This window comes from Rhizobium sp. 9140 (genome assembly GCF_900067135.1).
In the GTDB taxonomy this organism is placed as follows: domain Bacteria; phylum Pseudomonadota; class Alphaproteobacteria; order Rhizobiales; family Rhizobiaceae; genus Ferranicluibacter.
The window spans coordinates 2,488,277-2,515,273 of sequence record NZ_FJUR01000001.1; the positions used below are offsets into that span (position 1 = coordinate 2,488,277).

A 26,997-nucleotide genomic window follows, 5' to 3' on the forward strand; every position below is an offset into this window, starting at 1 on the left:
GGGAGAGTGGCATGACGAACGTCACGAACGAACTGATGTATGAACTCCTCAAGCGGATGAATGGCGATATATCGCACATCAGGCACGCCGTGACGGAACTGAAGAGCGAAATGCAAAGCATGCGTGGCACGCTCGTTTCCGTTCAGCAGGACATTCACAACATCTACGGCGTCCTCGGACGCCACGAGACCCGTCTCGACCGCATTGAAAACCGCCTCGAGCTGCGCGAGCTTGCCGAGGCACAGGCAAGGTTCGATCCGCATCCATGAAGTCCGCCGTCGTTCAGCTCCCCGGTCTCAACCGCGACCGTGACATGATCACCGCCCTGACCATGATTTCCGGCAAGCCGCCGGTGACCATCTGGCAGACGGAAACCGAAATTCCGGATGTCGATCTGATCGTCATTCCCGGCGGTTTCTCTTATGGCGATTACCTCCGCTGCGGCGCCATTGCCGCCCGCATGCCCGTCATGCAGGCGATCAAGGCGAAGGCCGAACAGGGCGTCCGCGTGCTCGGCGTCTGCAACGGCTTCCAGATCCTGCTCGAAGCCGGCCTGCTGCCAGGGGCGCTGATGCGCAATGCCTCGCTGAAGTTTGTCTGCAAGGAGATCAAGCTCGAAGTTGTCAACGCTTCGACGGACTTCACCCGCGCCTACGCGGAAGGTCAGATCATCCGCTGCCCGGTCGCCCATCACGACGGCAACTACTTCGCCGATACGGAAACGCTGAAGGAGATCGAAGGCAGTGGGCAGGTCGTCTTCCGCTATGCCGCCGGCACCAATCCCAACGGCTCGATGAACGACATCGCGGCCGTTACCAATGCCCGTGGCAATGTCCTCGGCATGATGCCGCATCCGGAAAACCTGATCGAAGCCGCGCATGGCGGCTCGGACGGTCGCGCCCTGTTCGCCTCGGCTCTCGACGTCATCGCGGCCTGAACATCGGCCGCGATTCTTTCCGACACAGCTTCCGGCGTAGCCGGACCCATATCGAGATCCAGCCCCGTATCGAGATCCAGCGATGAATCCTGCCTGCCTGTCCTCCATCGCTGCCGCCATTGCGGCTCTCCTGTCCGGCTGCCAGTCGGCACCGGAACCAGCACCGGTCCGCAACGTCGCGGCGCTGCCGACGATGGAGCGCATCGCGCTCAGCGCCAATGCCTGCTGGTTCAAGTCGGGGGACGCCGCGTTCAAGTCCTACCGCCTGGCGCCGGAACTCAATTCCTTCTCCGGTCGCCCGCGCATCCTGCTCGTCAAGCGCAACAATCCTGAAGCCCGCCCGCTCGCCGTCATCCAGGCCGAAGGCCATCCGGCCAAGGTCGACGCCTTCGGTCCTCTGTTCAGCGAACCGGTCGGCACACGCATGACAAGCGACATCAAGCGCTGGATGGCCGGCGACAAAGGCTGCTGATCCCGTCGCGCGCCGGCCCTCATGCATCGAGCGACGTGCTGACTGACGATACGGCCGCCGGCACTCACTCGATGAAATACGACTTGCCAAGCTCCTCACGAACCTCCCAGCGCGTCAGGCCGATATCGTTCAGCTGATCGTCCGTCAGATCCCTGAGCACGAGCCGTCCCGCACGCTTCATCCGCCATTCGGCAAATCTTTCCGTCATCCGTCCGAAAAAGCCGCACCTGATCGGGCTCGGCGGCGAAACCATGTCGCCACTCGACCGGAACAACCGTTCTCGTTCGAAACCATCGGGATAAATTGTTCCGATTGTATCATTATACTGACTGATCGACATGATGATCGTCTCCAAGTGCTGCAAAGTAGCTTTAAATCAATGGGTACAATTGACAAAGACAATCGAGCAATGTCATTATTGTCACCATGACAAATTGGCTTCCTGATCTCTCGGCCGGCGACGGACCGCTCTATCTCAAGCTCGCGCAATCCATCGAGGCTGCGATCGACAGCGGCGCCTTGCCGCCCGGTGAAAAGCTGCCGGCACAGCGCAACCTTGCCTTCGACATCGGCGTAACCCTCGGCACCGTCAGCCGTGCCTATGCCCTCGTGCACGAACGCGGGCTGGTGGCCGGCGAGGTCGGACGCGGCACCTATGTTCGCGAACGGAAAACCACGACCGACACGACGTCCGATTCGATGAAATCCTTAGCCGGCACACGCCCCTTCGAGGCGCCGACAGGAAAGCTGCGATTCGATGCGACCGGCGCACCCCATGTCGGGCAGGCAAACGTTATTCAGGAGATCCTGGCGCAGGTCGTGGCCGACCATCCGACGGATGTTGCCGATTACACCCGCTCGGCGCTGACGCACTGGCAGGAGGCGGGCGCTGCGTGGATGGCACGCGCCGGCTGGGCGCCGGATGTCGAGGGTATCGTCGTTACGCAGGGCGCCCATGCCGCCATCGTCTCCGTCGTTACCGCGGTCACGGCTCCGGGTGACCGGATCCTGTTCGAAAACATGACCTACAGCCAGGTCGCCCGTGCCCTCAGCCTCATGGGCCGGCGCATCCTCGCCGGGGAAACCGATGCGCAGGGCCTTGTGCCGGAGGATTTCGAGCGGATCTGCCAGCAGCAGCATCCGGCGGTCGTCTTCCTGATGCCGACCCTGCAAAATCCCACGCTGGCCACGATGGACCGTACGCGCCGTCAGGCGATCGCCGCCATCGCGCGCCGGCACAATGTCCTCCTCATAGAGGACGACATCTACGGTATTCTCACGAACGATACCCAGCCGATGCTCGCTGCCCTCGCGCCAGAGCGAACCTTCGTCGTGTCCGGCCTGTCGAAGTCCGTCGCACCCGGCGTTCGCGGCGGCTGGGTTTCCTGCCCGCAGCATTTCGCCGCCCGCGTGAAGATCGCCCACAAGATGCTGACAGGCGGCACCGCCTTCCTGCTCGCGGAATGCGCCGCAAGGCTGGTTCTGTCAGGCGAGGCGAAAGGCATCCTCGGCCGCGTCGTTGCGGAACTGGAGGCACGGGAGGCTCTCGCCCGCGACATCCTCAGCGGACACGATTTCCGGTCCCTCCCCCAGATCCCCTTCCTCTGGCTGCAATTGCCCGAGCCTTGGCTGGCGGGCACGTTCAAGGCAGCCGCCTTCGAGGCCGGCGTGTTGATCGACGGCGAGGACGAGTTCAAGGCGGGACGCTCCGACAAGGTGCACCACCGGGTCCGAATCGCTTTTTCGAATCACGGACGTGAGGATGTCCGTCGGGGGTTCCACCAACTCCGGAACGTTCTCGACGGCGGCCTTGCCGGCTACGACAGCGCCAGCTGAGGCAAGCTTCCCGCAAGACAGACCTGCTTCAGTCCACGGACGACCTTCGTAAGCGTGGATACCAAAATGATTCCTGCCGGCAACACCCAGCCGAAGCCGAGCCGCCGCCCCGTGGCGCTGGCCCGTCTTCTTCTCGTCAGCGGGCAGCTTGGCTTTGCACTGCCGGCCTCCGCCGGTGACGGCACCTTCGATGAGTTGCGCTTTGGCGCAACGGCTTCCATTGCCGATGGCAACCTGCACGAAGACGGCGCCTTCCCCGCGGCCACCCTGTTCTTCGATCCGTTCGACCGCGACACGGCCACCGGTTGGCGGGATGCGCTGGCCCGCCCGCGAGTCCATGTCGGCGGGGAGATCGGCACGGGCAGCGGCGCCAACTTGGCTTTTGCCGGCCTGAACTGGACCTTCGACGTCAGCCCCCAGCTCTTTCTCGACGCCGGCTTCGGCGGCCTTGTGCATGATGGCAATCTCGATAGTTCACGTGAGGATGGCCCCCGTCTCGGATGCCGGTTGCTGTTCCATGAATACGCGGCCGTCGGCTATCGCCTCGATGAAAAATGGAGCCTCGTCGGTCAGGTTGAACACGCCTCTCACGCAAAGCTCTGCGACGGCCCGAACGGCGGCTTCACGCGGGCAGGCCTGATGGTCGGTTATCAATTCTGAAAACGAATTTTCCCGTCATTCGGCAACATTCCCAGGGCATTTTCCTGTCGCGCGACAGGCGGGCTTCGGCTAAGAACCGCCCAACGTCTCAGGGAACCTTCACATGGCCATCTCAAATGCCCGCCCGATCACGCCGGACCTCATCGCCTCCCACGGCCTGAAGCCGGACGAATACCAGCGCATCCTGGATCTGATCGGCCGCGAGCCGAGCTTTACCGAACTCGGCATCTTCTCGGCCATGTGGAACGAGCACTGCTCGTACAAATCCTCCAAGAAGTGGCTGAAGACGCTGCCGACCAAGGGTCCGCGCGTTATTCAAGGCCCGGGCGAAAACGCGGGTGTGGTGGATATCGATGATGGCGACTGCGTCGTCTTCAAGATGGAAAGCCACAATCACCCTTCCTTCATCGAGCCCTATCAGGGCGCGGCAACCGGGGTCGGCGGAATCCTGCGGGATGTCTTCACCATGGGTGCACGACCGATCGCAGCCATGAATGCGCTGCGCTTCGGTGCACCGGATCATCCGAAGACCCGCCACCTCGTCTCGGGCGTCGTCGCCGGCGTCGGTGGCTACGGCAATTCCTTCGGCGTTCCCACGGTCGGCGGCGAGGTCGAGTTCGATGCCCGCTACAACGGCAACATCCTCGTCAACGCGTTTGCGGCGGGCCTTGCGAAGACCGATGCGATCTTCCTGTCGGAAGCCAAGGGCGTTGGCCTTCCGGTCGTCTATCTCGGCGCGAAGACCGGTCGCGACGGTGTCGGCGGCGCGACGATGGCCTCGGCGGAATTCGATGAATCGATCGAGGAGAAGCGTCCGACCGTCCAGGTCGGCGATCCCTTCACCGAGAAATGCCTGCTGGAGGCCTGCCTCGAACTGATGAAGACGGGCGCCGTCATCGCCATTCAGGACATGGGTGCCGCCGGCCTTACCTGCTCGGCCGTGGAGATGGGCGCCAAGGGCGGACTCGGCATCGAGCTGATTCTCGATCAGGTACCGGTGCGCGAAGAGCGCATGACGGCCTATGAAATGATGCTGTCGGAAAGCCAGGAGCGCATGCTCATGGTTCTCGAGCCCTCCAAGGAAGAGGTCGCCAAGGCGATCTTCGTCAAATGGGGGCTCGACTTCGCCATCGTCGGCAAGACCACGGACGACCTGCGCTTCCGCGTTCTCCATCAGGGCGAGGAGGTCGCCAACCTTCCGATCAAGGAACTCGGCGACGAAGCCCCGGAATATGATCGCCCCTGGACGCCGGCCAAGGTACCGGCTGCCCTCGCGGCGGATGACATTCCCCAGGCCGACATTGCCGACGCGCTGCTGAAGCTTGTGGGATCCCCGAACAACGCGTCGCGCCGCTGGGTCTACGAGCAGTACGATACGCTGATCCAGGGCAACTCGTTGCAGCTGCCGGGCGGCGATGCCGGCGTCGTGCGCGTCGAGGGCCATGCGACGAAGGCGCTCGCCTTCTCCTCCGACGTCACGCCCCGCTATGTCGAGGCCGATGCTTTCGAAGGCGGCAAGCAGGCTGTCGCAGAATGCTGGCGCAACATGACCGCGACCGGTGCCCTGCCGCTGGCCGCCACCGACAACCTGAATTTCGGCAACCCGGAGAAGCCGGAGATCATGAGCCAGCTGGTTCACGCCATCAAGGGCATCGGCGAAGCCTGCCTCGCGCTCGACTTCCCGATCGTGTCGGGCAATGTCTCGCTCTACAACGAGACGCACGGCCAGGCGATCTTGCCGACCCCGACCATTGCCGGCGTCGGCCTCATCGACGACTGGTCGAAGATGGCCCGTATCCGTTTTGCCGGCGAAGGCCAGACGATCCTGCTCGTCGGCGCACCGGTCGAACTCGGCACCCACCTCGCCCAGTCCGTCTACATGCGCGACATTCACGGCCGCACCGATGGCCCGCCGCCGCATGTGGATCTGGCGCTGGAACGCAAGTCCGGCGACTTCGTCCGCGAGTTGATCCGTGATCGCCTTGTCACATCGGTCCACGATTGTTCATCGGGCGGTCTCGCCCTGGCCATCGCCGAAATGGCCATCGCTTCCGACATCGGCGCCACGATCGACCCGGTCGAAGGCCGCGACCCCATTCCCGTCTTCTTTGGCGAGGATCAGGCCCGCTACGTCGTCACGGTCAAGACGGACGATGTCGAGGAGATCCAGAATATTGCGGAAATCCGCGGCGTTTACGCCCCCGTCATCGGCAAGACGGGCGGCGCAACCGTCACGCTCGGCTCGGCCCGTCCCGTCCCGATCGAGAGATTGCAAAAGGCGTATGAATCATGGTTCCCTGACTTCATGTCCGGCGAATTGCCCGCGACCGAATAAAGCCACAGAATGAACCGGACCCCGGCCGACCGGGTTAACGGGAACAAGGAGGACACCGCATGGCCATGAAACCGGGCGATATCGAGGACATGATCAAGACCGGTATTCCCGGCGCGCAGGTGACCATCCGCGATCTCGCCGGAGACGGGGATCATTACGCGGCCGAGGTCGTCGCGGAAGCCTTCCGTGGCAAGAGCCGGGTGCAGCAGCATCAGATGGTCTACAATGCGCTTCAGGGCAACATGGGCGGCGTGCTTCACGCCCTTGCCCTTCAAACCTCGGTTCCGGAGTGAGCAAATGGCCGGTCTGTTGAAGATGCTCGTGTCGGGCGTCGTAGACGGGGTCTTGAAAGAGATCCTGAAGAAGAGCGGCACCGGCACGACGAAGCGGACGCGACGGCAGGCACGCACCCCGACCGGCGTCGTCACCGGGCTCGTCAAGGATGCCATCATCAAGGTGGTGGCGCCGAAGAAGCAAGTCAGCCGCAAGCGCACGGCTGCGGCGCGCAGCAAGCAGAAACGCGTCTGAGCCACATCTTCCGGCGTCACACCCTTTCTTCCGCTTCATGCGGAGGTCCCATCCTTTTTTTAAGCCGGCCCTTTTTTCAAGCAGGATGGGTGAAAACTGCGTTGCGCCATGCTATGTGACGGTTATCGACACCCGTCCTTGAAGCGGGACAGAGAAGGAATTCAAGTATGACCGGCATCCACGATTTCATCGACAACGAGGTGAAGACCAACGACATCGTGCTCTTCATGAAGGGTACCCCGCAGTTTCCGCAGTGCGGCTTCTCCGGGCAGGTCGTGCAGATCCTCGATTACCTCGGCGTCGACTACAAAGGCGTCAACATTCTCGCCGATGCGGATCTGCGCCAGGGCATCAAGGACTATTCGAACTGGCCGACGGTTCCCCAGCTCTATATCAAGGGCGAGTTCATCGGCGGCTGCGATATCGTCCGCGAGATGTTCCAGGCCGGCGAGCTTCAGACGCATCTGCAGGAAAACGGCGTCGAGGTCAAAGCTTCAGCCTGATCCGGCTTCCTCTGCAAGATATCTGGTCCCCGGCCTCGCGCCGGGGTCGTTGTTTTCAGGGTCGACATCACAAGCGGCCGAAAAGCGAACCCGTGGCAGTTGCCGATCGATATGTCGTCACGCAGCTGTTGCCGGATTGCGCTACCGAAGCAGCGGGCACCGCGATATGTTTGATTCGGGTTGCGAATCATGCGGTGATCCGTCCTCTCACAAACAGACCGGGACAGCAGTGATGCCTCCCATCATGGCCGGTTCCCGGCAGATTTCGTTGAAAAGCGCTATGGGCCAATGATCCTAGGATCACTCGATCTCGGGCTCGGCTACGACCTATGGCTGAACGTCCGGCCGATGCGCGGCGCTGCCGCGTGCTTCCGTCGGATCGCCTGCCGCAAAGCGGCGGGATGGAAGGACTTTTGAAAATGACGTCCACCACGGAACCCGCTATCGCGATGCCGTTGTCGAAAGGTCAGTTCATCGCCATCATGGCCATGCTGATGTCGATCAACGCCCTGTCGATCGACATGATGCTGCCGGGCCTGCAGGAGATCGGCCAGAGCCTCGGCGTTGCCGACGAGAACAGCCGCCAGTTCGTGATCACGTCCTACCTGATCGGCATGGGCAGCGCCCAGCTCTTCTTCGGGCCGCTGTCCGACAGATTCGGGCGCAAGATGCCGCTAATCGCCGGACTGGTGATCTATGCGCTCTGCGCCTTCGCCATCGTCTTCGTGCCGAGCTTCGGCGCATTGCTCGCTCTGCGCTTCGTTCAGGGCCTCGGCGCTGCCGCCACCCGCGTCATCAGCGTCTCCATCGTCCGCGATATCTATGGCGGGCGCATGATGGCCGAGGTCATGTCGCTTGTCATGATGGTCTTCATGGTCGTGCCCGTCATCGCACCGAGCATCGGTCAGCTGGTCATGCTGTTTGCCGAATGGCACATGATCTTCCTGGTCATCTCCATCTACGCGTTATTCGCGACCGTGCTCGTCGTGCTCTACCTGCCGGAAACGCTTGCGCCGGAGAATCGCCGCCCCTTCACGATCAAGGGTATCTCTACCTCCTTCGCCATCGTTCTCGGCAATCGCACGGCGCTCTGTTACGCATTGTCGATCTCCTTCATCTTCGGCGCGCTGTTCGGCTTCATCAATTCGGCCCAGCAGGTCATGGTCGGCGTGTTCGGCCTCGGCAATTACTTCCCGCTGGTGTTTGCCTGTTTCGCGGGCCTCATGGCGGTGGCCTCCTTCACCAATTCGCGCCTTGTCGGTCGCTACGGCATGCACCGGGTCTCCCACATCGCGCTTCTGCTGTTCGTCGCCGCCAGCGCGGTCTGGGCGATGTTCTCCGCCGCCGGCTTCCTGCCGTTCTGGCTGTTCGCCATTCTTTACGGCAGCGCCATGTTCCAGTTCGGCCTGATCGGCGCGAACTTCAACGCGATGGCCATGGAGCCGCTCGGTCATGTCGCAGGCACCGCCTCCTCCGTCATCGGCTTCATGCAGACCATCGGCGGCGCCCTTATCGGCGCCATGATCGGTCAGGCCTTCGACGGCACGGTGACGCCGCTGGCGTTCGGCTTCCTCTCCGTCGCCATCATCGGCCTGTTCTTCGTGCTGCTGGCCGAGCGCGGCCGCCTGTTCTCGTCCGATCACCACCATCCCGCCGGCTGAGCCCCAACCGCCCTTAAGATCGAGATCCCATGTCCACGTCCTCCCAACCTCCTCTGCCGCAAGGCTCGCAACGCATCGGGCTTGGCTTCCGTGAGTTCGTCGTCACCATCGCTTTGATGACGGCGAGTATTGCGGTTGCCATCGACAGTATGCTCCCGGCTCTGCCGCATATCGCCAGCTCGCTCAACGTGCCCAATCCGAACGACGCGCAGCTGGTCATCGCGGTCTATTTCTTCGGCTTCGGCTTCGCCCAGCTCGTGTTCGGCAGCCTTGCGGATGCCTTCGGCCGGCGCGCGATCCTGCTGCTCGGCCTCGCCATCTTCACGGTCACCACCTTTGCCGCCGCCTGGACGGAGAGTTTCACGGCCCTCCTCGCCTTCCGCTTCGCACAGGGCGTCGGCGGCGCCGCCATCCGCATCACCACCACGGCGATCACGCGCGACTGCTTCGATGGCCGCGAGATGGCGCGGGTCATGTCCTACATCATGATCGTCTTCATGCTGGTGCCGATCCTCGCGCCGTCCTTCGGCCAGGCCGTGCTCACCTATGCCGACTGGCACTGGATCTTCATTCTGCTCGGCGTCATCGGCGCGATCCTGTTCGTGTGGGCGAGCCTGCGCATGCGCGAATCGCTGCCGGTTTCCGAGCGGCTCCCCCTCTCGGTCGCTGCGATCTCCGGCGGCTTCCGCACGGTCCTCACCAACCGCATCACCTGCGGCTACATGCTCGGCCTCACGCTGTTCACCGCCGTCATCTGCACCTTCATCGTCACGGTGCAGCAGATATTCGGAACGGTCTACGGCCTCGGTGACTGGCTGCCGATCGCCTTTGCCGGTACGGCCTCCGGCATCGCGGTTGCCAATTTCATGAATGGCTACTTCGTCCGCCGCTTCGGCATGCGCCGCATTTCCCATGCCTGCATGATCATCTTCACGGCACTCGGACTGCTCGCGGTCGGCGTCGCTTTCTTCGGCACGCCGTCCTTCCTGTTCACCTACCTGATGCTCAGCATCATGCTGATGTTCTTCGCCGTCATCACCACCAACTTCACCGCCATCTGCCTTGAGCCAATGGGCCATATCGCGGGAACGGCCACGGCGGTCACCGGCTTCGTCTCCACCACCGGCGGCGCGATCCTCGGCGGCATGATCGGGCAGATGTTCGACGGGACGGTGCGCCCGCTCTTCGTCGGCTTCGCGCTCTTCGGCCTCTTCACCATCCTCGCCGTGCTCTGGGCCGAACGCGGACAGCTCTTCACCCACCCCGGCGACGAACCGGAGATGGAGCCCGGCATGGGCGGCCATTGACGAACAACCTCAGCAGTAGAATCGGAAAGGGCGGCCAGTGGCCGCCCTTTTGGTATCGAAGACCTCGATAGATATCAGATCGTGAAAACCTTCTGCCGGAGAAGGTGCCAGCTGGCCTCGTCGGACGTGACCAGCAGGCCGCCGTCGAGATGCTGCGGCTGGTAGGGAGAGCCATCGAAACGCCGGACATAGGCGCCAGCCTCTTCCGCGATCAGGCAACCCGCCAGATGATCCCACGGCATCAGCTTCTGGTACATGAGGAAGTGGAAGTGCCCGGCGGAAAAGGCGCGGTACTCGTGCGCCGCGCAGCGGTAGCTGGTCGCAATCCGAACGCTCGCCATGTTGCCCATGACGGTGCGCCGCGCATCCGGCGCGTAGAAACCGGTGGACGCGCAGCCGACGAAATCGTCCAGCGTCGTCGGCGCAGGGGTTACCGAGAGCTGGTCCTGAGACCCGTCCGCGCGGCAAAGCCATGCGCCTGCGCCCTTCTCGGCAATCACCCAGTCATTGCCCATGGGATCGTAGATGATGCCGGCGATCGTCTCGCCGCCGGCGACCACGCTCGCCATCACCCCGAACAGCGGCATGCCGGCGGCATAGTTGAACGTGCCGTCGATCGGATCGACGATCACGGCGAGGTCGGCGTCGGCAAGCTTGTCCAGAAGCGCCGGATCGGCCGAGACGGATTCCTCGCCGATGAACAGCGCGCCGGGAACGACATCGCCGATTCGGGCCTTGATCAGCCGTTCCGCCGCTTCGTCGGCCTCGGTGACGAGGTCGATCGCCTCCGTCTTCATCCTGACGTCGCCGCTCGAAAGGTTGCGGAAGCGCGGCATGATTTCGACTGCGGCGGCCTCCTGCAGCAGATTGGCCAGTCCGGCAATGTCGATCTCGCGGGTCATGAAAGAGGCTCCGTTCCTGTAGGTTGCGTCGTCAGCGACTGGAAGTCGAAAAGCTTCGGGTCGAGCAAATGCGACGGGTTGGCATGGCCGAGCGCGCGCAGCATCGTGTCCTTGCGGCCGGGCATGCGGGCCTCGATGTCTGCCAGCATCGCCTTCATCGCATTGCGCTCCAGCCCGTCCTGCGAGCCGCAGAGGTCGCAAGGGATGATCGGGAACTGCATGGCAGCGGCGAATTTCGCCAGATCGTCTTCCGCCGCATAGGCCAGCGGCCGGAGCACCGTCAGGTCGCCCTCGTCGTTGACGAGCTTCGCCGGCATCGTCGCCAGCCGCCCGCCATGGAAGAAGTTCATGAAGAATGTCTCGAGAATGTCCTCCCGGTGATGGCCGAGAACGAGCGCGTCGCAGCCCTCCTCGCGGGCGATCCGGTAGAGATTGCCGCGCCGCAGACGCGAACAGAGCGCGCAATAGGTACCCCCCGCCGGCACCTTCTCCTTCACGATCGAATAGGTGTCGCGATATTCGATGCGATGTCGCACGCCGATGGAAGCAAGATACGCCGGCAAGATGTGCTTGGGAAAGTTCGGTTGCCCCTGATCCAGATTGCAGGCAATCAGCTCGACCGGCAGCAGGCCGCGCCATTGCAGGTCGATCAACAGCGCCAGCAGGCTGTAACTGTCCTTGCCGCCGGACACGCCGATCAGCCAGCGCTTCTGCCCGTTCAGCATCCCGAAATCGTCGATCGCCTGGCGGATATTGCGCAGCAGACGCTTGCGCAGCTTGTTGAAGCTGACACTGTCCGGCATGCCGCGAAAGATCGCCGGCAGATCGGCAGGCGTTTCCTCGATCGACGGACGCGCGGCAGTCTCTGTGTGAAGCATGGAATCAGGTGTCATCGAGGCGCTTTCCGGCAGAGGCTCTTCGGCAAGAGGCCGATAGGCACGCGGACGTTTGAATGGCCTGCCATGCCCGCCCGACGTGTCAAGATCAAGACAAATCGATCCGACGCGCGTGTTACGCGCCGAACACCGACCATCCCGTGCGGTTTGCCAGCATTTCCAGCGCCAGCGAGCCGAGCTGCGAATTGCCATTTTCGTTCAGTCCTGGCGACCAGACGGCAACGGAGGCCTTTCCCGGCGCCACAGCCATGATGCCGCCACCCACGCCGCTCTTGCCGGGAAGGCCGACATGATAGGCGAAATCGCCGGAGCCGTCGTAGTGGCCGCAGGTGAGCATCAGCGCGTTGATGCGCCGCGCCCGCTGGCGCGACACGATGGAATGCCCCGTGCCCGGCTGCTGCCCGTTATTGGCGAGGAAGAGGCCGGCTTTGGCAAGCTGCACGCAGGTCATCGCAATGGCGCAGTGGTGGAAATAGACCCCGAGCACATGCTCCACGGGATGATCGAGCTTTCCGAAGGATCGCATGAAATTGGCGAGCGCCGCATTGCGAAAACCCGTCGCGGCCTCCGATTTCGCCACCTGCGGATCGATCGAGATATCCTCGTCATCGGCCAGCATCCGCATGAACCGCAGAATCTCGCCGATCACCTCCCGCGGCGTGTGGCCGGCAAGAATGAGGTCGCTGATGGTGATGGCGCCGGCATTGATGAAGGGATTGCGCGGCTTTCCGCCCTCATGCTCCAGTTGCACGATCGAGTTGAAGGCGGAACCGGACGGCTCGCGCCCTACCCGCTTCCACAAGCGCTCGCCATGCTTGCCGAGCGCCAGCGTCAGCGTGAAGACCTTGGAAATACTTTGAATCGAAAAGGGAACAGCGGCATCACCGACCGAAAAAACCTTACCATCGACCGTAACGATTGCCATGCCGAAGCTCTTCGGATCGATACGGGCGAGCTGCGGAATGTAGTCCGCGACCTTCCCCTCGCCGCGCCGCGGCTCGACTGCCGCATAGATGTCATCGAGCACCGACTGGAGATCGAGATGTTCCGTATCCGACATGGGGTCCTCACGTCGTTGCCAGGCGGTTCTTCGCATGAAAAAAGCCGCCCCGAATGGAGCGGCTTTTTCCGGAATGTGCAAGGCCGAAGCCTGCCCAAAAGCTTATCGCGAATAGAATTCGACGACGAGGTTCGGTTCCATGATGACGGCGTAAGGCACGTCTGCAAGGAACGGGATGCGTGCGAAGGTCGCAACCATCTTGTTGTGATCGACTTCGATGTAGTCGGGAACGTCACGCTCTGCGAGGCCGACGGCTTCGAGAACGGAGACGAGCTGCTTGGACTTTTCGCGAACTTCGATGACGTCGCCGACCTTGCAGCGATAGGAACCGATGTTGACGCGAACGCCGTTGACCGTGACGTGGCCGTGGTTGACGAACTGACGGGCAGCAAAGACCGTGGGAACGAACTTGGCGCGATACACGATCGCGTCGAGACGCGATTCGAGCAGACCGATCAGGTTCTCCGAAGTGTCACCCTTGCGGCGGTTGGCTTCGTCGTAGGTCGCGCGGAACTGCTTCTCGCGGATGTCGCCGTAGTAGCCCTTGAGCTTCTGCTTGGCGCGCAGCTGAACACCGAAGTCCGAAAGCTTGGACTTGCGACGCTGGCCGTGCTGGCCGGGGCCGTATTCGCGGCGGTTCACCGGGGACTTCGGACGACCCCAGATGTTCTCGCCCATACGGCGGTCGATTTTGTACTTGGACGATTCGCGCTTGCTCATCGCATTTCCTTTCAGAACGTTGCACCCGCTTGTTGCCAGACAGGATGAAGGAAACACGCCCTCCTCTGAACCGCTTGCGCCGTTCTGACAGGCCTCTCACATTACGCTAACGGAGACGCCACGGGACATGTCAAATAAAACACCGGGCTTTGCGGCCCGGCGTTGTCGCGGTGTTTAGGGGCAAGTCATGGAATTGTCAACATCAGGATGCGTTGAGGTGACCGGCGTTGTCGGATATAAAGACCTATCGAATATGGAGAACGTCATGCCGCGGACTGCAAGGATCGATGAAGACCTCGTTGACGCCGTCGAAGGAATGGCCGCACGTGAGAAGAAAACGTTCGATGAAATTGTTTCCGAACTCGTGCGTGGCTCTCTTGAACGGTCGCCGACGGGAGTCGAGCGAAACGGATTTCCGATTCTCCCCTATACCCCGGGTACCCCGGTCACAACTCTGGAGATGGTCAACGCGCTTCGAGACGAGGAGGCATGATCTATCTTCTCGATGTGAATGTTCTGATCGCGCTGCTGGACGCCGGCAGTCCGTTTCATAGCGCCGCACACGAATAGATAAGTGATCTCGGCGAGGATGGCTGGGCCACATGCCCGATCACGGAGAACGGCGTCATTCGGATACTGAGCAACCGAACCTATGTCCGTTACCCAGGCTCGGCCATCGTGGCCTCCGGAATGATCGATATGATAGCGAAACTTGCCAGACGGCATTCTTGGGCGGATGACGTCAGCCTCGCAAACACCGCTCTCTTTTCTCTCGAGAGAATTACCCATCACAATCAGATCACCGACACCTACCTTCTCGGCCTTGCAACGTCGAAGCGCGGCAGGCTTGCGACCTTCGACCGTCATATCGATGTGACAACCGTCATCGGCGGTGCCGACGCCCTTCACCTCATCCCGACCTGACCTACTCCGCGGCACTCCGCTCGTCCATGTCGAGCGCAGCATTCGGATCACCCGGCGCCGTCTCGGTCTTCAGATCGGGAAACGCAACGATCCGGCGGCCGGACGCATCGCCATGCACGACGATCAGCCCCTGCTCTTCGAAATAGCCGAGCAGCCGGCGGGCGCGGCGTGAGGAATGGGTGCCATAGGCGCGCGCGATCATCAGGTCGGATGGACATGGCAGTCCGCGCAAGGCCGCCTGTGCAACGTTCAGGAACACGCCCTGAAGATCCTCCGTCACCTGCCGCGACAGGTCGAGCGCCGTCTTCCAGGCATCACTCGCAGCTGTATCGGCATCGACGCCGGAGCGGCTGATCGCCATCTTGCGCCGGAAGGCCGACAGCGAAAGTGCTGCACCCGGCACGCGGCGGATACGGCAGCGCACGAGGAAGTCCTGAAACAGCTCCGCATCGGGCCGGAAGGCCGCACCGGGATGATCGAGGATTTCGGCAAGAATCTGGTCGAGCAGCGCCTCCCGGTCGGCCGGCGGCATGTCCGGCTGCTGGGCACGCGCCTCGATGGGTGCCGCGGGTTCCGGGCGGGGACGCGAGAGTTCGGCCAGAATATCCGTCGCCGGCCGCGGCGCCGGCGCCGTACGGCGCGTCAGCGGCCGGGTGAGTTCGTCCGGGTCGGGCGTGAAGATCAGGTCCTCCACGTCCGCCAACGCTTCCGGCAGCGGCGTCAGCATCGGGCTGGTCGAGCGTGCCGAGGTCTCCACCGTCCCGATCATCACCGGCAGCGGGCGACGCGACAGAGCCGGCCCGAGCGCCACGAAGGAGCCGCGCTTCAGGTCGCGAAACATTTCCGCCGTCCGCCGGTCCATGCCCAGCAGATCGGCGGCGCGCGCCATGTCGATATCGAGAAAGGTGCGTCCCATCAGGAAGTTGGAGGCTTCCGCTGCCACGTTCTTGGCAAGCTTCGCCAGCCGCTGGGTCGCGATCACGCCGGCGAGACCTCGTTTACGTCCGCGGCACATCAGATTGGTCATCGCGCCCAGCGAGAGCTTGCGCACCTCTTCCGTCACGTCGCCCCCGACCGAGGGCGCAAACAGCTGCGCCTCGTCCACGACAACGAGGATTGGATACCAGAACTCCCGGTCCGCATCGAACAGCGCATTCAGAAACAGGCCGGCGGTGCGCATCTGCTGCTCGATATCCAGCCCTTCGAGCGACAGCACGCAGGAGACGCGATGCTGGCGGATGCGCGAGGCGATGCCCGCAAGCTCCGCCTCCGTCCGCTCGCCTTCGACGACGACATGGCCGAACTTGTCGGCCAGCGTGACGAAGTCGCCTTCCGGATCGATGATGCACTGCTGCACCCAGGGCGCGGATTGCTCGAGAAGACGGCGGAGCAGATGCGACTTGCCGGAACCGGAATTGCCTTGCACCAGAAGGCGCGTCGCCAGCAGTTCCTCGATATCGAGCGGTACGGACGTCCCGTCCATCGCCGTCCCCATGTCGATGCCGACCTTCATGAAACCCTCGTTCTCGTCTGGAATGCCGCGCCGCCACGCCGGCAGTCTTCATGCCTATCAGAATGTGCACCCCTTTGCGCCCGTCATCGGGCGCAACCCACAGCTAAAGCGGCGGCGACACCGTCAGCCCGAACCCTTGGAGCAAGCGGCGCGTGGAAAAGTCAGGGGCGGCCGAGGTGAAGATGGCGGGATCGATGCCCGTCAGCGGAACATAACTCTCTGGCGGCGGCACCAGCCGGCGCGCCTGCCGGGCGATGGCTTCCGCCGGATCGAGCCAATCGACCGGCCAGGGCGCGAGCTTGCGGAAAACGTTCGCCATGAAGGGATAATGCGTACAGGCGAGCACGACGATATCCGTTCGACGCCCGTCAACCTCCCGAAAGCAGGGCGCGATTTCCGCCAGCACGGCGGCATCCTCCATCGTCTCGCCGCGAATATAGGCCTCTGCCATGGCCGCCAGATGCTGCGAGCCGACAAGCTGGACATCGCACTTCGCGGCGAAGGACTGGATGAGATCTCGGGTATAGGCGCGCTTGACCGTACCTGGCGTGGCGAGCACCGAGACCATGCCGGACCGTGTTCGCTCCGCCGCCGGCTTAATGGCGGGAACCGTGCCGACGAAACGCATCTGCGGGAAAGCTGCGCGCAACTCGGCCCCGACTAGCGTGAACGCCGTATTGCAGGCGACGATGCAGATCTCCGGATCGTGTTCAGCGAGAAGGTCTGCGAAAAGGCCGATGATCCGCGCCTTGAGCGCCGCCTCGTCCGCCCAGCCGCCATAGGGAAAGCCGGCATCGTCGGCGACATAGACGAAATGCCGCTCCGGCATCAGCACCCGCGCTTCGCGCAGCACCGTCAGTCCGCCGATACCGCTGTCGAAGACGAGAACCGGCTTCATGTCAGCCCTCGCTCTCGTCCGGCGTTACCGTCTCCGGCGACGCGACAGGACGGCCAGCGCCGCTCCGCCCATCAGCAGGTGCACCCGCGCCGCGCGGCGTTTCCCGGGAAAAGCGGTCGAGCGAGGAGATGACGCCGCGGATAACGCGGATTTCGGTGGCGCTGAAGGCGGGTCGCGTCAGCACGGCCCGCAAATTGTCCACCAGCTTCGGGCGCTTGGCGAGCGGCCGGAAATAGCCCCGCGAATCGAGCGCTTCTTCCACATGATCGAACAGACCCTGCAGATCGGTCTTGGTCGCCGGCTGCTGCGGCAGCGCGTGGAAGGAGGTCTGGTCCTCCGACACCATGGACGTTTTCATCCACTCGTACGACATCAGCAGCACGGCCTGCGCGAGATTGAGCGAGGCGAAGGCCGGATTGACCGGAAACGTCACGATCTCGTCGGCCAGCGCGATCTCTTCATTGGTGAGACCGGTGCGCTCACGGCCAAAGAGAATGCCGGTCTTCTCCCCCTTGACGAAACGGCCGCGCAGCGTTTCCGCCGCCACGCCCGGCGCACGCACCGGCTTATAGCCGTATCGGTCACGCGCTGTCGTCGCATAGACGAAATTCAGGTCGGCGACGGCCTCTTCCGTGGTCTCGTAGAGCTTGGCGGCGTTGATGACATGGTCGGCCCGGCTGGCGGCGGCTTGCGCCTTTTCGCTCGGCCAGCCGTCGCGCGGGTTGACGAGACGCAGTTCGGCCAGCCCGAAATTCGCCATTGCCCGCGCAACCATGCCGATGTTCTCGCCAAGCTGCGGATGGACCAGAATGATCGCCGGTCCTTCCGCCAGAAGCGGGCGCTCGCTGTTCGTGCCTGCCATATCGTTCCCATTCCAAGCGGTGCCGCATCCGGAACGGCACCCGTCACCTATTGCCGCTTCGTCGCACAGATCGTCCGGTTTTGAAAGACGGCGCCTACTGCGCCCCCTGCGCAGCGATGGCGGCCAGTTCCGCTTTCAGCGAACCCTGCTCACCGCCGCGCAGGATATCGTCGATGACGGGACGACCGTTCTCCTCGACGACGGTGAAATGCAGCTCGGCGGGCTTCCGGTCGCCCGGATCTTCGAGGCAGGAGATATTGTCGAAGGTAACAGCCACATCTGCGCGCCCGCTCACGGGTGCTGCGGGCACGATCTTCACGTCCTTCAGCGAGCAACTGTCCTGTCCGCTGACGATCGGGTCGTAATCGAGCGGCGAATCGCCATCCTCGAACGCGGGAAAACGTGTCGCGTCCTTGTAGACGCGCACGAAATCCTGGCTGTAAATCCGCCTCAGGCGCTCGTCATCGAAATAGTCGCGTGGTTCCCCGACCGGATTTTCCGACCAGCCGTTCTGCGCTTCCGCCATGACCTCCTTGACCGGCGCCGCGACATCGGCGGCATGTGCCGCCGTGCTGGCAAGGGCAAGAAGGGTAAAGAGAAGGGTTCGTTTCACGCGCGGCTCTCCTGATGTGACCCCGGCTCGGTCGACGGGGATGTCTGTGGCACGTCCCCCGGCTCCAGCCGCGACAGCGTCAGCGCGATCATCTCCAGACCGACGAGGGACGATTGCCGCGATAGGCGGAAATGACGGCGCTTGCGCGGCAGCGCCATTCGCTTCGTCAGAAATAACGCACCGCCCTTCGCCTCGATCCGGTCGACGGCGGCCAGCGCCTCCGCCACCAGCGGCGCCATCTGCGCGGACGGTAGGCCGCCTTCGTCTACTTCCCCTCCACCGACGACGTGCAAGGCCCGCCCGTTGCGAGACGGATCGGCCGCGAGCCCGCCGGCAAAGGTCCGCGCCCAGTAGGTCGCCGTCATCAGGGTCATCAGCGTTTGTCGCACGACGCCCGGCCGCGTCACCAGCTGCCAGGAGGATCCAAGCGGCCGCACGACCGAGGAAAGTTCGGCATAGGCCCGCTCCAGCACCTGCGACCGGTGGATGAGATCGAAACCGCTGCGTCCTTCCGCTGCATCCGTCAGCAGGCGCCGCAGCGCCGCGCACCAGCGCTGAAGCGCCTCACCCGCCAGCGTTTCCGTCCGTGCCGGAAAGACCAGAAAGGCCACCGCCAGCCCCGCGAGCGAGCCGATGACCGTCTCTTCGAGCCGCAGGATCAGCACCTCCGGCGTCAGGCTGCCGATCAGGCTGTAGACCAGCGCCAGCACGATCGACACGAAGAAGGTCATAGCCGCATAGGAGATGGCCAGGAGGTAGAAGGCCAGAAAGACGCAGACAGCGGCAAGGATGAGAACGACCGGCGTCATCGCCTGCAGCAGACTGGCCGCGACGAGACCGACGGCAATGCCGAACAGCGTCCCGATGGACCGCTGCACGGCCCGCATCGCCGTATCCCCGCGAGATCGCGTGTTGGTAAAGACGAGAAAGGCCGACAGCACCGCCCAGAACCATCGTTCCCGCGACAGCATCAGCCCGAAGACCATGGCAAGGGCGGAGGCGAGCGTGATCTGGATGGCCGTGCGCACCGCCGGGTCGGAGAGGGTGAAGTCTGCCAGCTTGAGCCCGACCGCTCCGGCAGTGTCAGGCGCCTTCATCCCTCGCGAAACATCCGGCGCCCCCGCGAGCCTCTGCACCGCAACGGCAAGCCGCCGCCGCACGGCATCGACCGACAGGCAGGCATCGATCGTCTCCTGCAGATAGATGTCGTCCGGTGCCGATCGCGCGGCATTGCGGGCCAGCCGTTCCATCCGCTCCCGCGATCCGGCGCGCAAGGCGGCAACCAGCTGCGCCGGCGGAAAAGCCTGCCGCGAGAGAACGATCAGGCTCTCGGCGGCGACATGCAGTTCGAAGAGGCAGACCGTCACCGCGATCCGGCGCGGGTCGTCCCGCTCCGGATCGTGTCGTCCGTCCGTCTCGGGCCGCGCCGGCACGAAACTTTCCGCCATCATCACGGCATCCTTCAGCCGCTCCACCTGCCGATCCATCTGCCGCCGGTCGCGCTCGTCGATCCCGCCGGTCGTCGCCGAAATCCGGGCGAGGATGCGATCGACCCGCGTTTCCACCGCCGCCACCGCCCGACCGAGATCGAGCCGCCAGTCGTCGGCGAGGGCGAAGCGCCGAACGCCCTGCCCCACCAGAAGCGCTGTCAGCGGCCCCAGCGCCGTGACCGGCAGGTCGCCGAGATCGGGCCTGAGATAGGCCCCGATGAAGTAGGACATGAAGGCGAACATGCCGAGCGCGAAGCCGCGCGGCCCAAAGGTCCTGGCGTAAGTGGCCAGGAAGATCAGCACGAGGAAGGCGAGATCGGAGGCGAGCCGGTTTCCTTCCAGAAGTGCTGCGAGCCCTACGACGCCGATGCAGACGCCGCAGCCCATAAGCCGCGTCACGAACTGCTCGCGCATCGAGGCGTCCTTCACCGACAGGCCGCTCTGGATCGACAGCGTGATGGCCAACGCATAGGCGGCTCTCGGCAGGGGCAAGATGAAGCTATGCAACGCCGCGAGAAGACCGACGGACAGGCAGACGCTCAGCGTTACCCGCAGCCCGGTGCGCAGCCGCGAAAAGGCAGGATCGTTGGCGAGCAGCCAGTCACGCAGGGAAAAGACATCCATGGCCATGCCGTATGAACGCTCGATCCACTGTTTTCAAACGGTAAGATCGCGAAAGCCGCATAAGTTTTAGCGCCCGCCGCTTTGCCTCGGGCCTTGCCAATGCTATAGCGCCACCTATCGTCCGTTCCGCAAACGGGGCATCCGTTCTTTCCAGCCCCACTCCAAGCTACGAGGCACGTTTTCATGAGCAAGATCAAGGTCGCCAATCCCGTCGTCGAACTCGACGGCGACGAGATGACCCGCATTATCTGGCAGTTCATCAAGGAAAAGCTGATCCACCCCTATCTGGACATCGACCTTGAATACTACGATCTCGGCATGGAAAACCGCGACGCCACCGACGACAAGGTGACGATCGACGCGGCCAACGCCATCAAGAAGCACGGCGTCGGCGTCAAGTGCGCGACGATCACCCCGGACGAGCAGCGCGTCGAGGAATTTGGCCTGAAGAAGATGTGGAAGTCGCCGAACGGCACGATCCGCAACATTCTCGGCGGCGTCATCTTCCGCGAGCCGATCATCTGCAAGAACGTGCCGCGCCTCGTTCCCGGCTGGACCAAGCCGATCATCGTCGGCCGCCACGCCTTCGGCGACCAGTACCGTGCGACCGATTTCAAGTTCCCCGGCAAGGGCAAGCTGACGATGAAGTTCGTCGGCGACGACGGCACGGAAATCGAACACGAAGTCTACGACGCACCGGCCGCCGGCGTTGCCATGGGCATGTACAACCTCGACGAATCGATCACCGACTTCGCCCGCGCATCTCTGAACTACGGCCTGCAGCGCGGCGTTCCCGTCTACCTGTCGACCAAGAACACCATCCTCAAGGTCTATGACGGCCGCTTCAAGGACATCTTCCAGGAGGTCTTCGAAAAGGAATTCGCGGACAAGTTCAAGGAAGCCAAGATCTGGTACGAACACCGCCTGATCGACGACATGGTCGCCTCCGCGCTCAAGTGGTCCGGCGGCTACGTCTGGGCCTGCAAGAACTATGACGGCGACGTCCAGTCCGACATCGTCGCCCAGGGCTTCGGCTCGCTCGGCCTGATGACCTCGGTTCTGATGACCCCGGATGGCCAGACCGTCGAAGCCGAAGCCGCACACGGCACGGTCACGCGCCACTACCGCCAGCACCAGAAGGGCGAGGAAACCTCGACCAACTCGATCGCCTCGATCTTCGCCTGGACGCGTGGCCTCGCCCACCGCGCCAAGCTCGACGGCAATGCCGAACTGACAAAGTTCGCCGACACGCTGGAGCGCGTCTGCATCGAGACGGTCGAGGACGGCTACATGACGAAGGACCTCGCGCTCCTGATCGGTCCCGACCAGCCCTGGCTCTCCACCACCGGCTTCCTCGACAAGATCGACGAAAACCTGGGCAAGGCCATGGCCGCCTGATCGGCCGCAAAACCCGACGGCATGAATCGAACCCGGCTTTACAGCCGGGTTCTTTCGTTTCATCACTTGGTCATACACCCCGCAGCGCTCTCACCCGGCGCAAGACATCCTCCTGCGAGACACCGATGACCACACGCCCCACCCAGCAGACGATCCGCCCGCTCGAACCGCAGGATCGTGCGCAGTGGGAACCCATGTGGCGCGCCTACCTCTCCTTCTACGAGACGACGCTCCCGGAGGCGCAATACGACCTCACCTGGCAGCGGCTGCTGGATCCCTCGGAGCCCATGCATGCACTCGGCGCCTTCGATGCGAAGGACCGCCTTACCGGCATCGCCCACATCATTTTCCACCGCTCCTGCTGGCTTCCGGAGAGCACCTGCTACCTCCAGGACCTCTTCGTCGATCCGACAAGCCGAGGCGCAGGCACCGGCGCCGCCCTCATCGAAGCGACCGCCGATCTCGCCCGCCAGAAACGGGCCGGCCGCCTCTACTGGCTCACCCAAGACCAAAACACCACCGCCCGCCGCCTCTACGACCGCATCGCGGCGGCGTCGGGGTTTGTTCAGTATCGCAAGCCTCTCGATCAGTGACGAGGCTGGGAAGGCATCTGATACATAGGATAAATGGAACCGTGAACTTCACGACGATGACGGCAACTCATAGCCCCGAATAACGCCGGACCCGTTCTCGGAATTTTTTTTGACTGACCGTCAGTCAATATGTATATTGTCGTTGTTCCTAATGGAGGCACTGATGTCCACGAAGACTCTTCTACAGGCACTTTCCCGGTATAAATTCCGCAGTGATGATGAGGTGCTGACCGCCTTAGCCTCCCTGTCGGACAACGTGACAACGGATGCCATGACTGCGGCACTCCGCGTTCTGCATCACGCCCATCTTGTGGACAGAATATTTGCCGCCAACCTTCAGCGGCACACTCACGACTTCAAGGGGAGCTGGCAGGCCGATCCGCCATCTCTTGATGAGCTTTCTGCGAATATGCGCGAAATCGACGCGTGGTACGTTGAGTATATCGCGGGGATCACAAACGCAGACCTTGAAGAGCGCATCGATTTCACATTTACCGATGGACAGCACGGTCGCATGTCGCGCGAGGAGATGCTCGCGCACGTGATCACACACAGCGGCTATCACCGCGGTGAAGTCGGCCGTCTCATTCCGGAAATCGAAGCAACCGCGATGCGGGATGTTTTCGCTGGGTACCTACACGAGGCGGAACCCGAGCGCCGTCAAGAGAGCGAGTTACATCAATGGCGAAACCGCCAGCCAAGCGCCCCCGAACCAGCCCCCCTGAAGAGCGCCGCCGGCAATTGATGACGGCAGCCGAGAGGCTGTTCCTCGAAAAGGGTGTCGAGAACACGTCTATAGAAGACATCACATCCGATGCGGTGGTGTCAAAAGGATCGTTCTATCTGCACTTCACATCAAAGACGGAGGTTATCGAAGCATTACGGAAGGATTTTGTCGAAAATCTCGCCGGCTTCGTTAAGGCAGACTTCGAGCGAGAGCACGAAAGCGATTGGAACGCCAGACTCATGGCGTGGGTTACCGCGTGTGCTATCGGATATCTGAGAGCAACGCGCCTACACCACCTACTGTTTACCACGACCCCTGCACCCTCTCGGGAAGGCCTGACGCGAAACATCCTGGTCGACAATCTGACAGAACTCCTCAAGGCTGGTAGCCGTAACCATGTCTGGGAGTTGGACGATCCGGCCTTTACGGCTGTCTTTTTGTTCAACGCGCTTCATGCAGTCGTCGACCGAGGCAACCGTACGGAGAGTCTTGAGGAGCGTGAAGCGCTTCTCGCCAACATTCGGCTGCACGCCCAGAGACTCGTATTCACCAAGCCGGTGTCGGACACCAAAACAGGCGGCGGCAACGAAAAATCACCCTAAGGTCCCCCGGGCAGCACGGCGCGCTGCCCGGAAACACACCGGCACGTGTCAGCGCACGGAATTGCGGTGGCACTGCTCGTCGGCGTGAGGCGTCGACCGCCGAATAGAGCGGCCAACATCCTCCGCATATCGCCTTCGATCAGGCAGCAGCCGCAATATCCGCGATCGCCTGGGCGACCGCTTCGATGGCGTCGGCGGCAAGCGTGCCGTCTGGGCCGCCGGCCTGGGCCATGTCGGGACGGCCGCCGCCGCCTTTGCCGCCGAGGGCGGCGGAGGCGATGCGGACGAGATCGACGGCGCTGTGCGCCTTGACGAGGTCTTCCGTCACGCCGACAACAGCGCTGGCCTTGCCGTCATCGCCCACGCCGATGAAAGCGACGATGCCCGAGCCGAGGCTCTTCTTGCCGTCGTCGGCAAGGCCCTTGAGGTCCTTCGGATCGACGCCGGTGACGACCTTGCCAAGGAATTTGATGCCGTTGATGTCGCGTGGCGCGTCCGCGGAACCGGCAGCGCCACCGCCGCCGAGCGCGAGCTTGCGCCGGGCATCCGCCAGTTCACGCTCCAGCTTGCGCCGCTCGTCCATCAGGCTCTCGACGCGGCCGATGACGTCGCCCGGCTGGACCTTCAGCGTGGAGGCCAGCGTCTTCACGCGCTCATCCTGTTCCGAGAGATAGGAGAGCGCCGAGACGCCGGTCAGCGCCTCGATGCGGCGCACGCCGGAACCGACGGCGCTTTCGCCGAGGATTCGCACAAGCCCGATCTCGCCCGTCGCACCGACATGCGTGCCGCCGCAGAGCTCGACCGAATAGGGACGGCCGGTCTTCGCGCCGCGCACGCCCTGCCCCATCGACACCACGCGCACCTCGTCGCCATATTTTTCGCCGAACAGCGCCATCGCGCCCTCGGCGATGGCATCGTCGACGCTCATCAGGCGGGTCGTGACGGCCGTGTTCTGGACGATGATCTCGTTGGCCATATCCTCGACGATCTTCAGCTCCTCGGCCGTCATCGGCTTGGGGTGCGAGACGTCGAAACGCAGGCGCTCGGGCGCGACCAGCGAACCCTTCTGTGCGACATGGGTGCCGAGAACCTCGCGCAGCGCCTCGTGCAGCAGGTGTGTCGCCGAATGATTGGCCCGCAGCCGACCACGGCGGGAATGATCGACGGTCAGCGCCACGGCGTCGCCAGCCTTGATCGTGCCCTCATCGACGGTCGCGATGTGGACGAACACGCCCTCGCCGCGCTTCTGCGTGTCGGTCACGCTCAGGCGCGCACCGTCGGAGGTAATGATGCCGGTATCGCCCATCTGCCCCCCGGATTCGCCGTAGAACGGCGTCTGGCTGACGACGATCTGGACGGTTTCGCCGGCCGATGCCGACTCGATCGGCACCCCGCCGCGCACCAGCGCCTGCACGACGCCTTCGGCGGTCTCCGTGTCGTATCCAAGGAACTCCGTTGCGCCGAAGCGATCCTTCAGTTCGTACCAGATGGTTTCCGTCGCGGTATCGCCGGAACCGGACCAGCTGGCGCGGGCCTCGGCCTTCTGGCGCTGCATCGCATCGTTAAAGCTTGTGAGATCGACACCGATGCCGCGGCCGCGCAGCGCGTCCTGCGTCAAGTCGAGCGGAAAGCCATAGGTGTCATAGAGCTTGAACGCCGTCTCGCCATCGAGCGTATCGCCCTTGTCGAGCGTTGCCGTCGCGTCGGCGAGCAGGCCGAGGCCGCGATCGAGCGTCTTGCGGAAACGGGTTTCCTCGAGCTTCAACGTCTCCGAAATCAGCGCTTCCGCGCGCACCAGTTCCGGATAGGCGCGGCCCATCTCGCCCACCAGCGCCGGCAGCAGCTTCCACATCAGCGGCTCGCGGGCGCCCAGCAGTTCGGCATGGCGCATCGCGCGCCGCATGATGCGGCGGAGCACATAGCCGCGGCCTTCGTTCGATGGCAGCACACCGTCGGCAATCAGGAAGGCGGAGGAGCGCAGGTGGTCGGCAATCACCCGGTGGCTGGCGCGCCGGTCACCTTCGGCCTTGACGCCGGTCGCTTCCTCGGAGGCCGAAATCAGGGCGCGGAAAAGGTCGATATCGTAATTGTCGTGCTTGCCCTGCAGCAGCGCCGCGACGCGCTCCAGGCCCATGCCGGTGTCGATCGACGGGCGCGGCAGGTCGAGGCGCTCTTCCTTCGTCACCTGCTCATACTGCATGAAGACGAGGTTCCAGATCTCGATGAACCGGTCGCCATCCTCGTCCGGCGAGCCCGGAGGTCCACCCCAGATATGATCGCCGTGGTCATAGAAGATTTCCGAGCACGGACCGCAGGGGCCGGTATCGCCCATGGCCCAGAAATTGTCGCTGGTGGGGATGCGGATGATACGGTCGTCCGAGAGGCCGGCGATCTTCTTCCACAGGCCGAATGCCTCGTCGTCGGTGTGGTAGACCGTCACCAGCAGGCGCTTGGCATCGATGCCGAATTCTTTCGTGATCAGGTTCCAGGCAAGCTCGATGGCGCGTTCCTTGAAATAGTCGCCGAACGAGAAGTTGCCGAGCATTTCGAAGAAGGTGTGGTGGCGAGCGGTGTAACCGACATTGTCGAGGTCGTTGTGCTTGCCGCCGGCACGCACGCATTTCTGTGCGGTCGTGGCGGTGGAAAACGGGCGCTGCTCCAGACCGGTAAAGACGTTCTTGAACTGGACCATGCCCGCATTGGTGAACATCAGCGTCGGATCGTTACGCGGAACGAGCGGGCTCGACGGCACGACCGTGTGGCCGTTCGTCTTGAAATAGTCGAGGAATGTCGACCGGATCTCGTTTACGCCACTCATGTCTCGTCCTTCGCCCCTGCGCGACCCTGGCTGCTGCTGACGAGCGGCTCCGGGTGGTATCGATTGTTCACGTCCACGCGCAGGCCGGCTCCGTCATCGGAGCAGCAGGCTTGCGCGA

General features: G+C 63.2%; 28 protein-coding genes. 17 read left to right on the top strand and 11 right to left on the bottom strand.

Annotated features, from left to right (window positions below):
- The first annotated feature begins 11 nt into the window (after positions 1-11).
- The 3 genes from GA0004734_RS11720 (at position 12) to GA0004734_RS11730 (ending at position 1,409) form a co-directional block, all read left to right on the top strand.
- Positions 12-269 (top strand): hypothetical protein, encoded by a 258-nt coding sequence (locus GA0004734_RS11720; RefSeq protein ID WP_092933885.1) that lies wholly within the window; start codon positions 12-14, stop codon positions 267-269.
- Positions 266-937, top strand: a complete 672-nt coding sequence (purQ, locus tag GA0004734_RS11725) for a phosphoribosylformylglycinamidine synthase subunit PurQ (RefSeq protein WP_092933887.1) — start codon at positions 266-268, stop codon at positions 935-937. Before GA0004734_RS11720 ends, purQ begins: the two co-directional genes overlap by 4 nt.
- A gap of 82 nt (positions 938-1,019) precedes the next feature.
- Positions 1,020-1,409, top strand: coding sequence for a hypothetical protein (locus GA0004734_RS11730; protein ID WP_092933889.1), 390 nt, complete (start codon positions 1,020-1,022; stop codon positions 1,407-1,409).
- A 64-nt stretch (positions 1,410-1,473) separates the two neighbouring features.
- On the opposite strand, the gene GA0004734_RS26770 is transcribed toward GA0004734_RS11730, so the two are convergent.
- Positions 1,474-1,617: a DUF1127 domain-containing protein gene (locus GA0004734_RS26770; RefSeq protein ID WP_348626089.1), complete on the bottom strand. Its 144-nt coding sequence runs from the start codon at positions 1,615-1,617 to the stop codon at positions 1,474-1,476.
- A 218-nt stretch (positions 1,618-1,835) separates the two neighbouring features.
- Here GA0004734_RS26770 and GA0004734_RS11740 point away from each other — a divergent pair, with 218 nt between their 5' ends.
- From GA0004734_RS11740 to GA0004734_RS11775, 8 genes are all read left to right on the top strand, one after another.
- Entirely contained in the window at positions 1,836-3,245 is a 1,410-nt protein-coding gene (locus GA0004734_RS11740) for an aminotransferase-like domain-containing protein (protein ID WP_092933892.1), read from the top strand.
- 66 nt (positions 3,246-3,311) lie between these two features.
- Positions 3,312-3,905, top strand: coding sequence for an acyloxyacyl hydrolase (locus GA0004734_RS11745; RefSeq protein WP_092933894.1), 594 nt, complete (start codon positions 3,312-3,314; stop codon positions 3,903-3,905).
- Between the two features lie 103 nt (positions 3,906-4,008).
- Entirely contained in the window at positions 4,009-6,240 is a 2,232-nt protein-coding gene (gene purL, locus GA0004734_RS11750; protein WP_092933896.1) for a phosphoribosylformylglycinamidine synthase subunit PurL, read from the top strand.
- Between the two features lie 59 nt (positions 6,241-6,299).
- On the top strand, positions 6,300-6,533 hold the full coding sequence (locus GA0004734_RS11755) for a BolA/IbaG family iron-sulfur metabolism protein (protein WP_062593005.1): 234 nt from the start codon (positions 6,300-6,302) through the stop codon (positions 6,531-6,533).
- 4 nt (positions 6,534-6,537) lie between these two features.
- A complete protein-coding gene (locus GA0004734_RS11760) occupies positions 6,538-6,768 on the top strand; it encodes a hypothetical protein (protein ID WP_092933897.1) in 231 nt (76 codons plus the stop codon).
- A gap of 167 nt (positions 6,769-6,935) precedes the next feature.
- Positions 6,936-7,271: a Grx4 family monothiol glutaredoxin gene (gene grxD / locus GA0004734_RS11765; protein WP_092933899.1), complete on the top strand. Its 336-nt coding sequence runs from the start codon at positions 6,936-6,938 to the stop codon at positions 7,269-7,271.
- 419 nt (positions 7,272-7,690) lie between these two features.
- Complete coding sequence (locus GA0004734_RS11770; RefSeq protein WP_175386327.1) at positions 7,691-8,932, top strand: multidrug effflux MFS transporter; 1,242 nt, start codon at positions 7,691-7,693, stop codon at positions 8,930-8,932.
- A 29-nt stretch (positions 8,933-8,961) separates the two neighbouring features.
- A complete protein-coding gene (locus tag GA0004734_RS11775; RefSeq protein WP_092933901.1) occupies positions 8,962-10,239 on the top strand; it encodes a multidrug effflux MFS transporter in 1,278 nt (425 codons plus the stop codon).
- A gap of 74 nt (positions 10,240-10,313) precedes the next feature.
- Here the strand turns inward: GA0004734_RS11775 and GA0004734_RS11780 are convergent, their stop codons facing one another.
- From GA0004734_RS11780 to rpsD, 4 genes are all read right to left on the bottom strand, one after another.
- Positions 10,314-11,141, bottom strand: a complete 828-nt coding sequence (locus GA0004734_RS11780; RefSeq protein WP_092933903.1) for an inositol monophosphatase family protein — start codon at positions 11,139-11,141, stop codon at positions 10,314-10,316.
- Positions 11,138-11,944: a tRNA 2-thiocytidine(32) synthetase TtcA gene (gene ttcA, locus GA0004734_RS11785; protein WP_092936236.1), complete on the bottom strand. Its 807-nt coding sequence runs from the start codon at positions 11,942-11,944 to the stop codon at positions 11,138-11,140. The genes GA0004734_RS11780 and ttcA overlap by 4 nt, the downstream gene beginning before the upstream one ends.
- 208 nt (positions 11,945-12,152) lie before the next feature.
- Complete coding sequence (locus GA0004734_RS11790) at positions 12,153-13,097, bottom strand: glutaminase (RefSeq protein WP_092933905.1); 945 nt, start codon at positions 13,095-13,097, stop codon at positions 12,153-12,155.
- Between the two features lie 102 nt (positions 13,098-13,199).
- Entirely contained in the window at positions 13,200-13,817 is a 618-nt protein-coding gene (rpsD, locus tag GA0004734_RS11795) for a 30S ribosomal protein S4 (RefSeq protein ID WP_092933906.1), read from the bottom strand.
- Positions 13,818-14,004: 187 nt separating this feature from the next.
- Between rpsD and GA0004734_RS11800 the strand changes: the two genes are divergently transcribed.
- Positions 14,005-14,310 carry a CopG family transcriptional regulator gene (locus GA0004734_RS11800; protein WP_139056258.1) on the top strand — a complete coding sequence of 102 codons (306 nt, stop codon included), beginning with the start codon at positions 14,005-14,007 and terminating at the stop codon, positions 14,308-14,310.
- A 206-nt stretch (positions 14,311-14,516) separates the two neighbouring features.
- On the top strand, positions 14,517-14,741 hold the full coding sequence (locus GA0004734_RS11805) for a hypothetical protein (protein WP_139056259.1): 225 nt from the start codon (positions 14,517-14,519) through the stop codon (positions 14,739-14,741).
- Between the two features lies 1 nt (position 14,742).
- On the opposite strand, the gene GA0004734_RS11810 is transcribed toward GA0004734_RS11805, so the two are convergent.
- The 5 genes from GA0004734_RS11810 to GA0004734_RS11830 form a co-directional block, all read right to left on the bottom strand.
- Positions 14,743-16,254 carry an ATP-binding protein gene (locus GA0004734_RS11810; protein WP_092933912.1) on the bottom strand — a complete coding sequence of 504 codons (1,512 nt, stop codon included), beginning with the start codon at positions 16,252-16,254 and terminating at the stop codon, positions 14,743-14,745.
- A gap of 103 nt (positions 16,255-16,357) precedes the next feature.
- Positions 16,358-17,152 (bottom strand): glutamate racemase, encoded by a 795-nt coding sequence (murI, locus tag GA0004734_RS11815; protein WP_092933914.1) that lies wholly within the window; start codon positions 17,150-17,152, stop codon positions 16,358-16,360.
- A gap of 1 nt (position 17,153) precedes the next feature.
- On the bottom strand, positions 17,154-18,014 hold the full coding sequence (locus GA0004734_RS11820) for an RNA methyltransferase (RefSeq protein WP_092933916.1): 861 nt from the start codon (positions 18,012-18,014) through the stop codon (positions 17,154-17,156).
- Between the two features lie 94 nt (positions 18,015-18,108).
- On the bottom strand, positions 18,109-18,627 hold the full coding sequence (locus GA0004734_RS11825) for a hypothetical protein (protein WP_092933918.1): 519 nt from the start codon (positions 18,625-18,627) through the stop codon (positions 18,109-18,111).
- Positions 18,624-20,741, bottom strand: a complete 2,118-nt coding sequence (locus GA0004734_RS11830) for an FUSC family protein (RefSeq protein ID WP_092936238.1) — start codon at positions 20,739-20,741, stop codon at positions 18,624-18,626. Before GA0004734_RS11830 ends, GA0004734_RS11825 begins: the two co-directional genes overlap by 4 nt.
- 183 nt (positions 20,742-20,924) lie before the next feature.
- Here GA0004734_RS11830 and GA0004734_RS11835 point away from each other — a divergent pair, with 183 nt between their 5' ends.
- From GA0004734_RS11835 to GA0004734_RS11850, 4 genes are all read left to right on the top strand, one after another.
- Positions 20,925-22,139 carry an NADP-dependent isocitrate dehydrogenase gene (locus GA0004734_RS11835; RefSeq protein WP_092933920.1) on the top strand — a complete coding sequence of 405 codons (1,215 nt, stop codon included), beginning with the start codon at positions 20,925-20,927 and terminating at the stop codon, positions 22,137-22,139.
- Positions 22,140-22,264: 125 nt separating this feature from the next.
- Complete coding sequence (locus GA0004734_RS11840; protein ID WP_092933922.1) at positions 22,265-22,732, top strand: GNAT family N-acetyltransferase; 468 nt, start codon at positions 22,265-22,267, stop codon at positions 22,730-22,732.
- Positions 22,733-22,895: 163 nt separating this feature from the next.
- Positions 22,896-23,477 carry a DinB family protein gene (locus tag GA0004734_RS11845; protein WP_092933924.1) on the top strand — a complete coding sequence of 194 codons (582 nt, stop codon included), beginning with the start codon at positions 22,896-22,898 and terminating at the stop codon, positions 23,475-23,477.
- Positions 23,477-24,061, top strand: coding sequence for a TetR/AcrR family transcriptional regulator (locus GA0004734_RS11850; protein ID WP_092933926.1), 585 nt, complete (start codon positions 23,477-23,479; stop codon positions 24,059-24,061). Before GA0004734_RS11845 ends, GA0004734_RS11850 begins: the two co-directional genes overlap by 1 nt.
- A 139-nt stretch (positions 24,062-24,200) precedes the next feature.
- Here the strand turns inward: GA0004734_RS11850 and alaS are convergent, their stop codons facing one another.
- Positions 24,201-26,879 (bottom strand): alanine--tRNA ligase, encoded by a 2,679-nt coding sequence (alaS, locus tag GA0004734_RS11855; RefSeq protein WP_092933928.1) that lies wholly within the window; start codon positions 26,877-26,879, stop codon positions 24,201-24,203.
- Positions 26,880-26,997 lie beyond the last annotated feature (118 nt).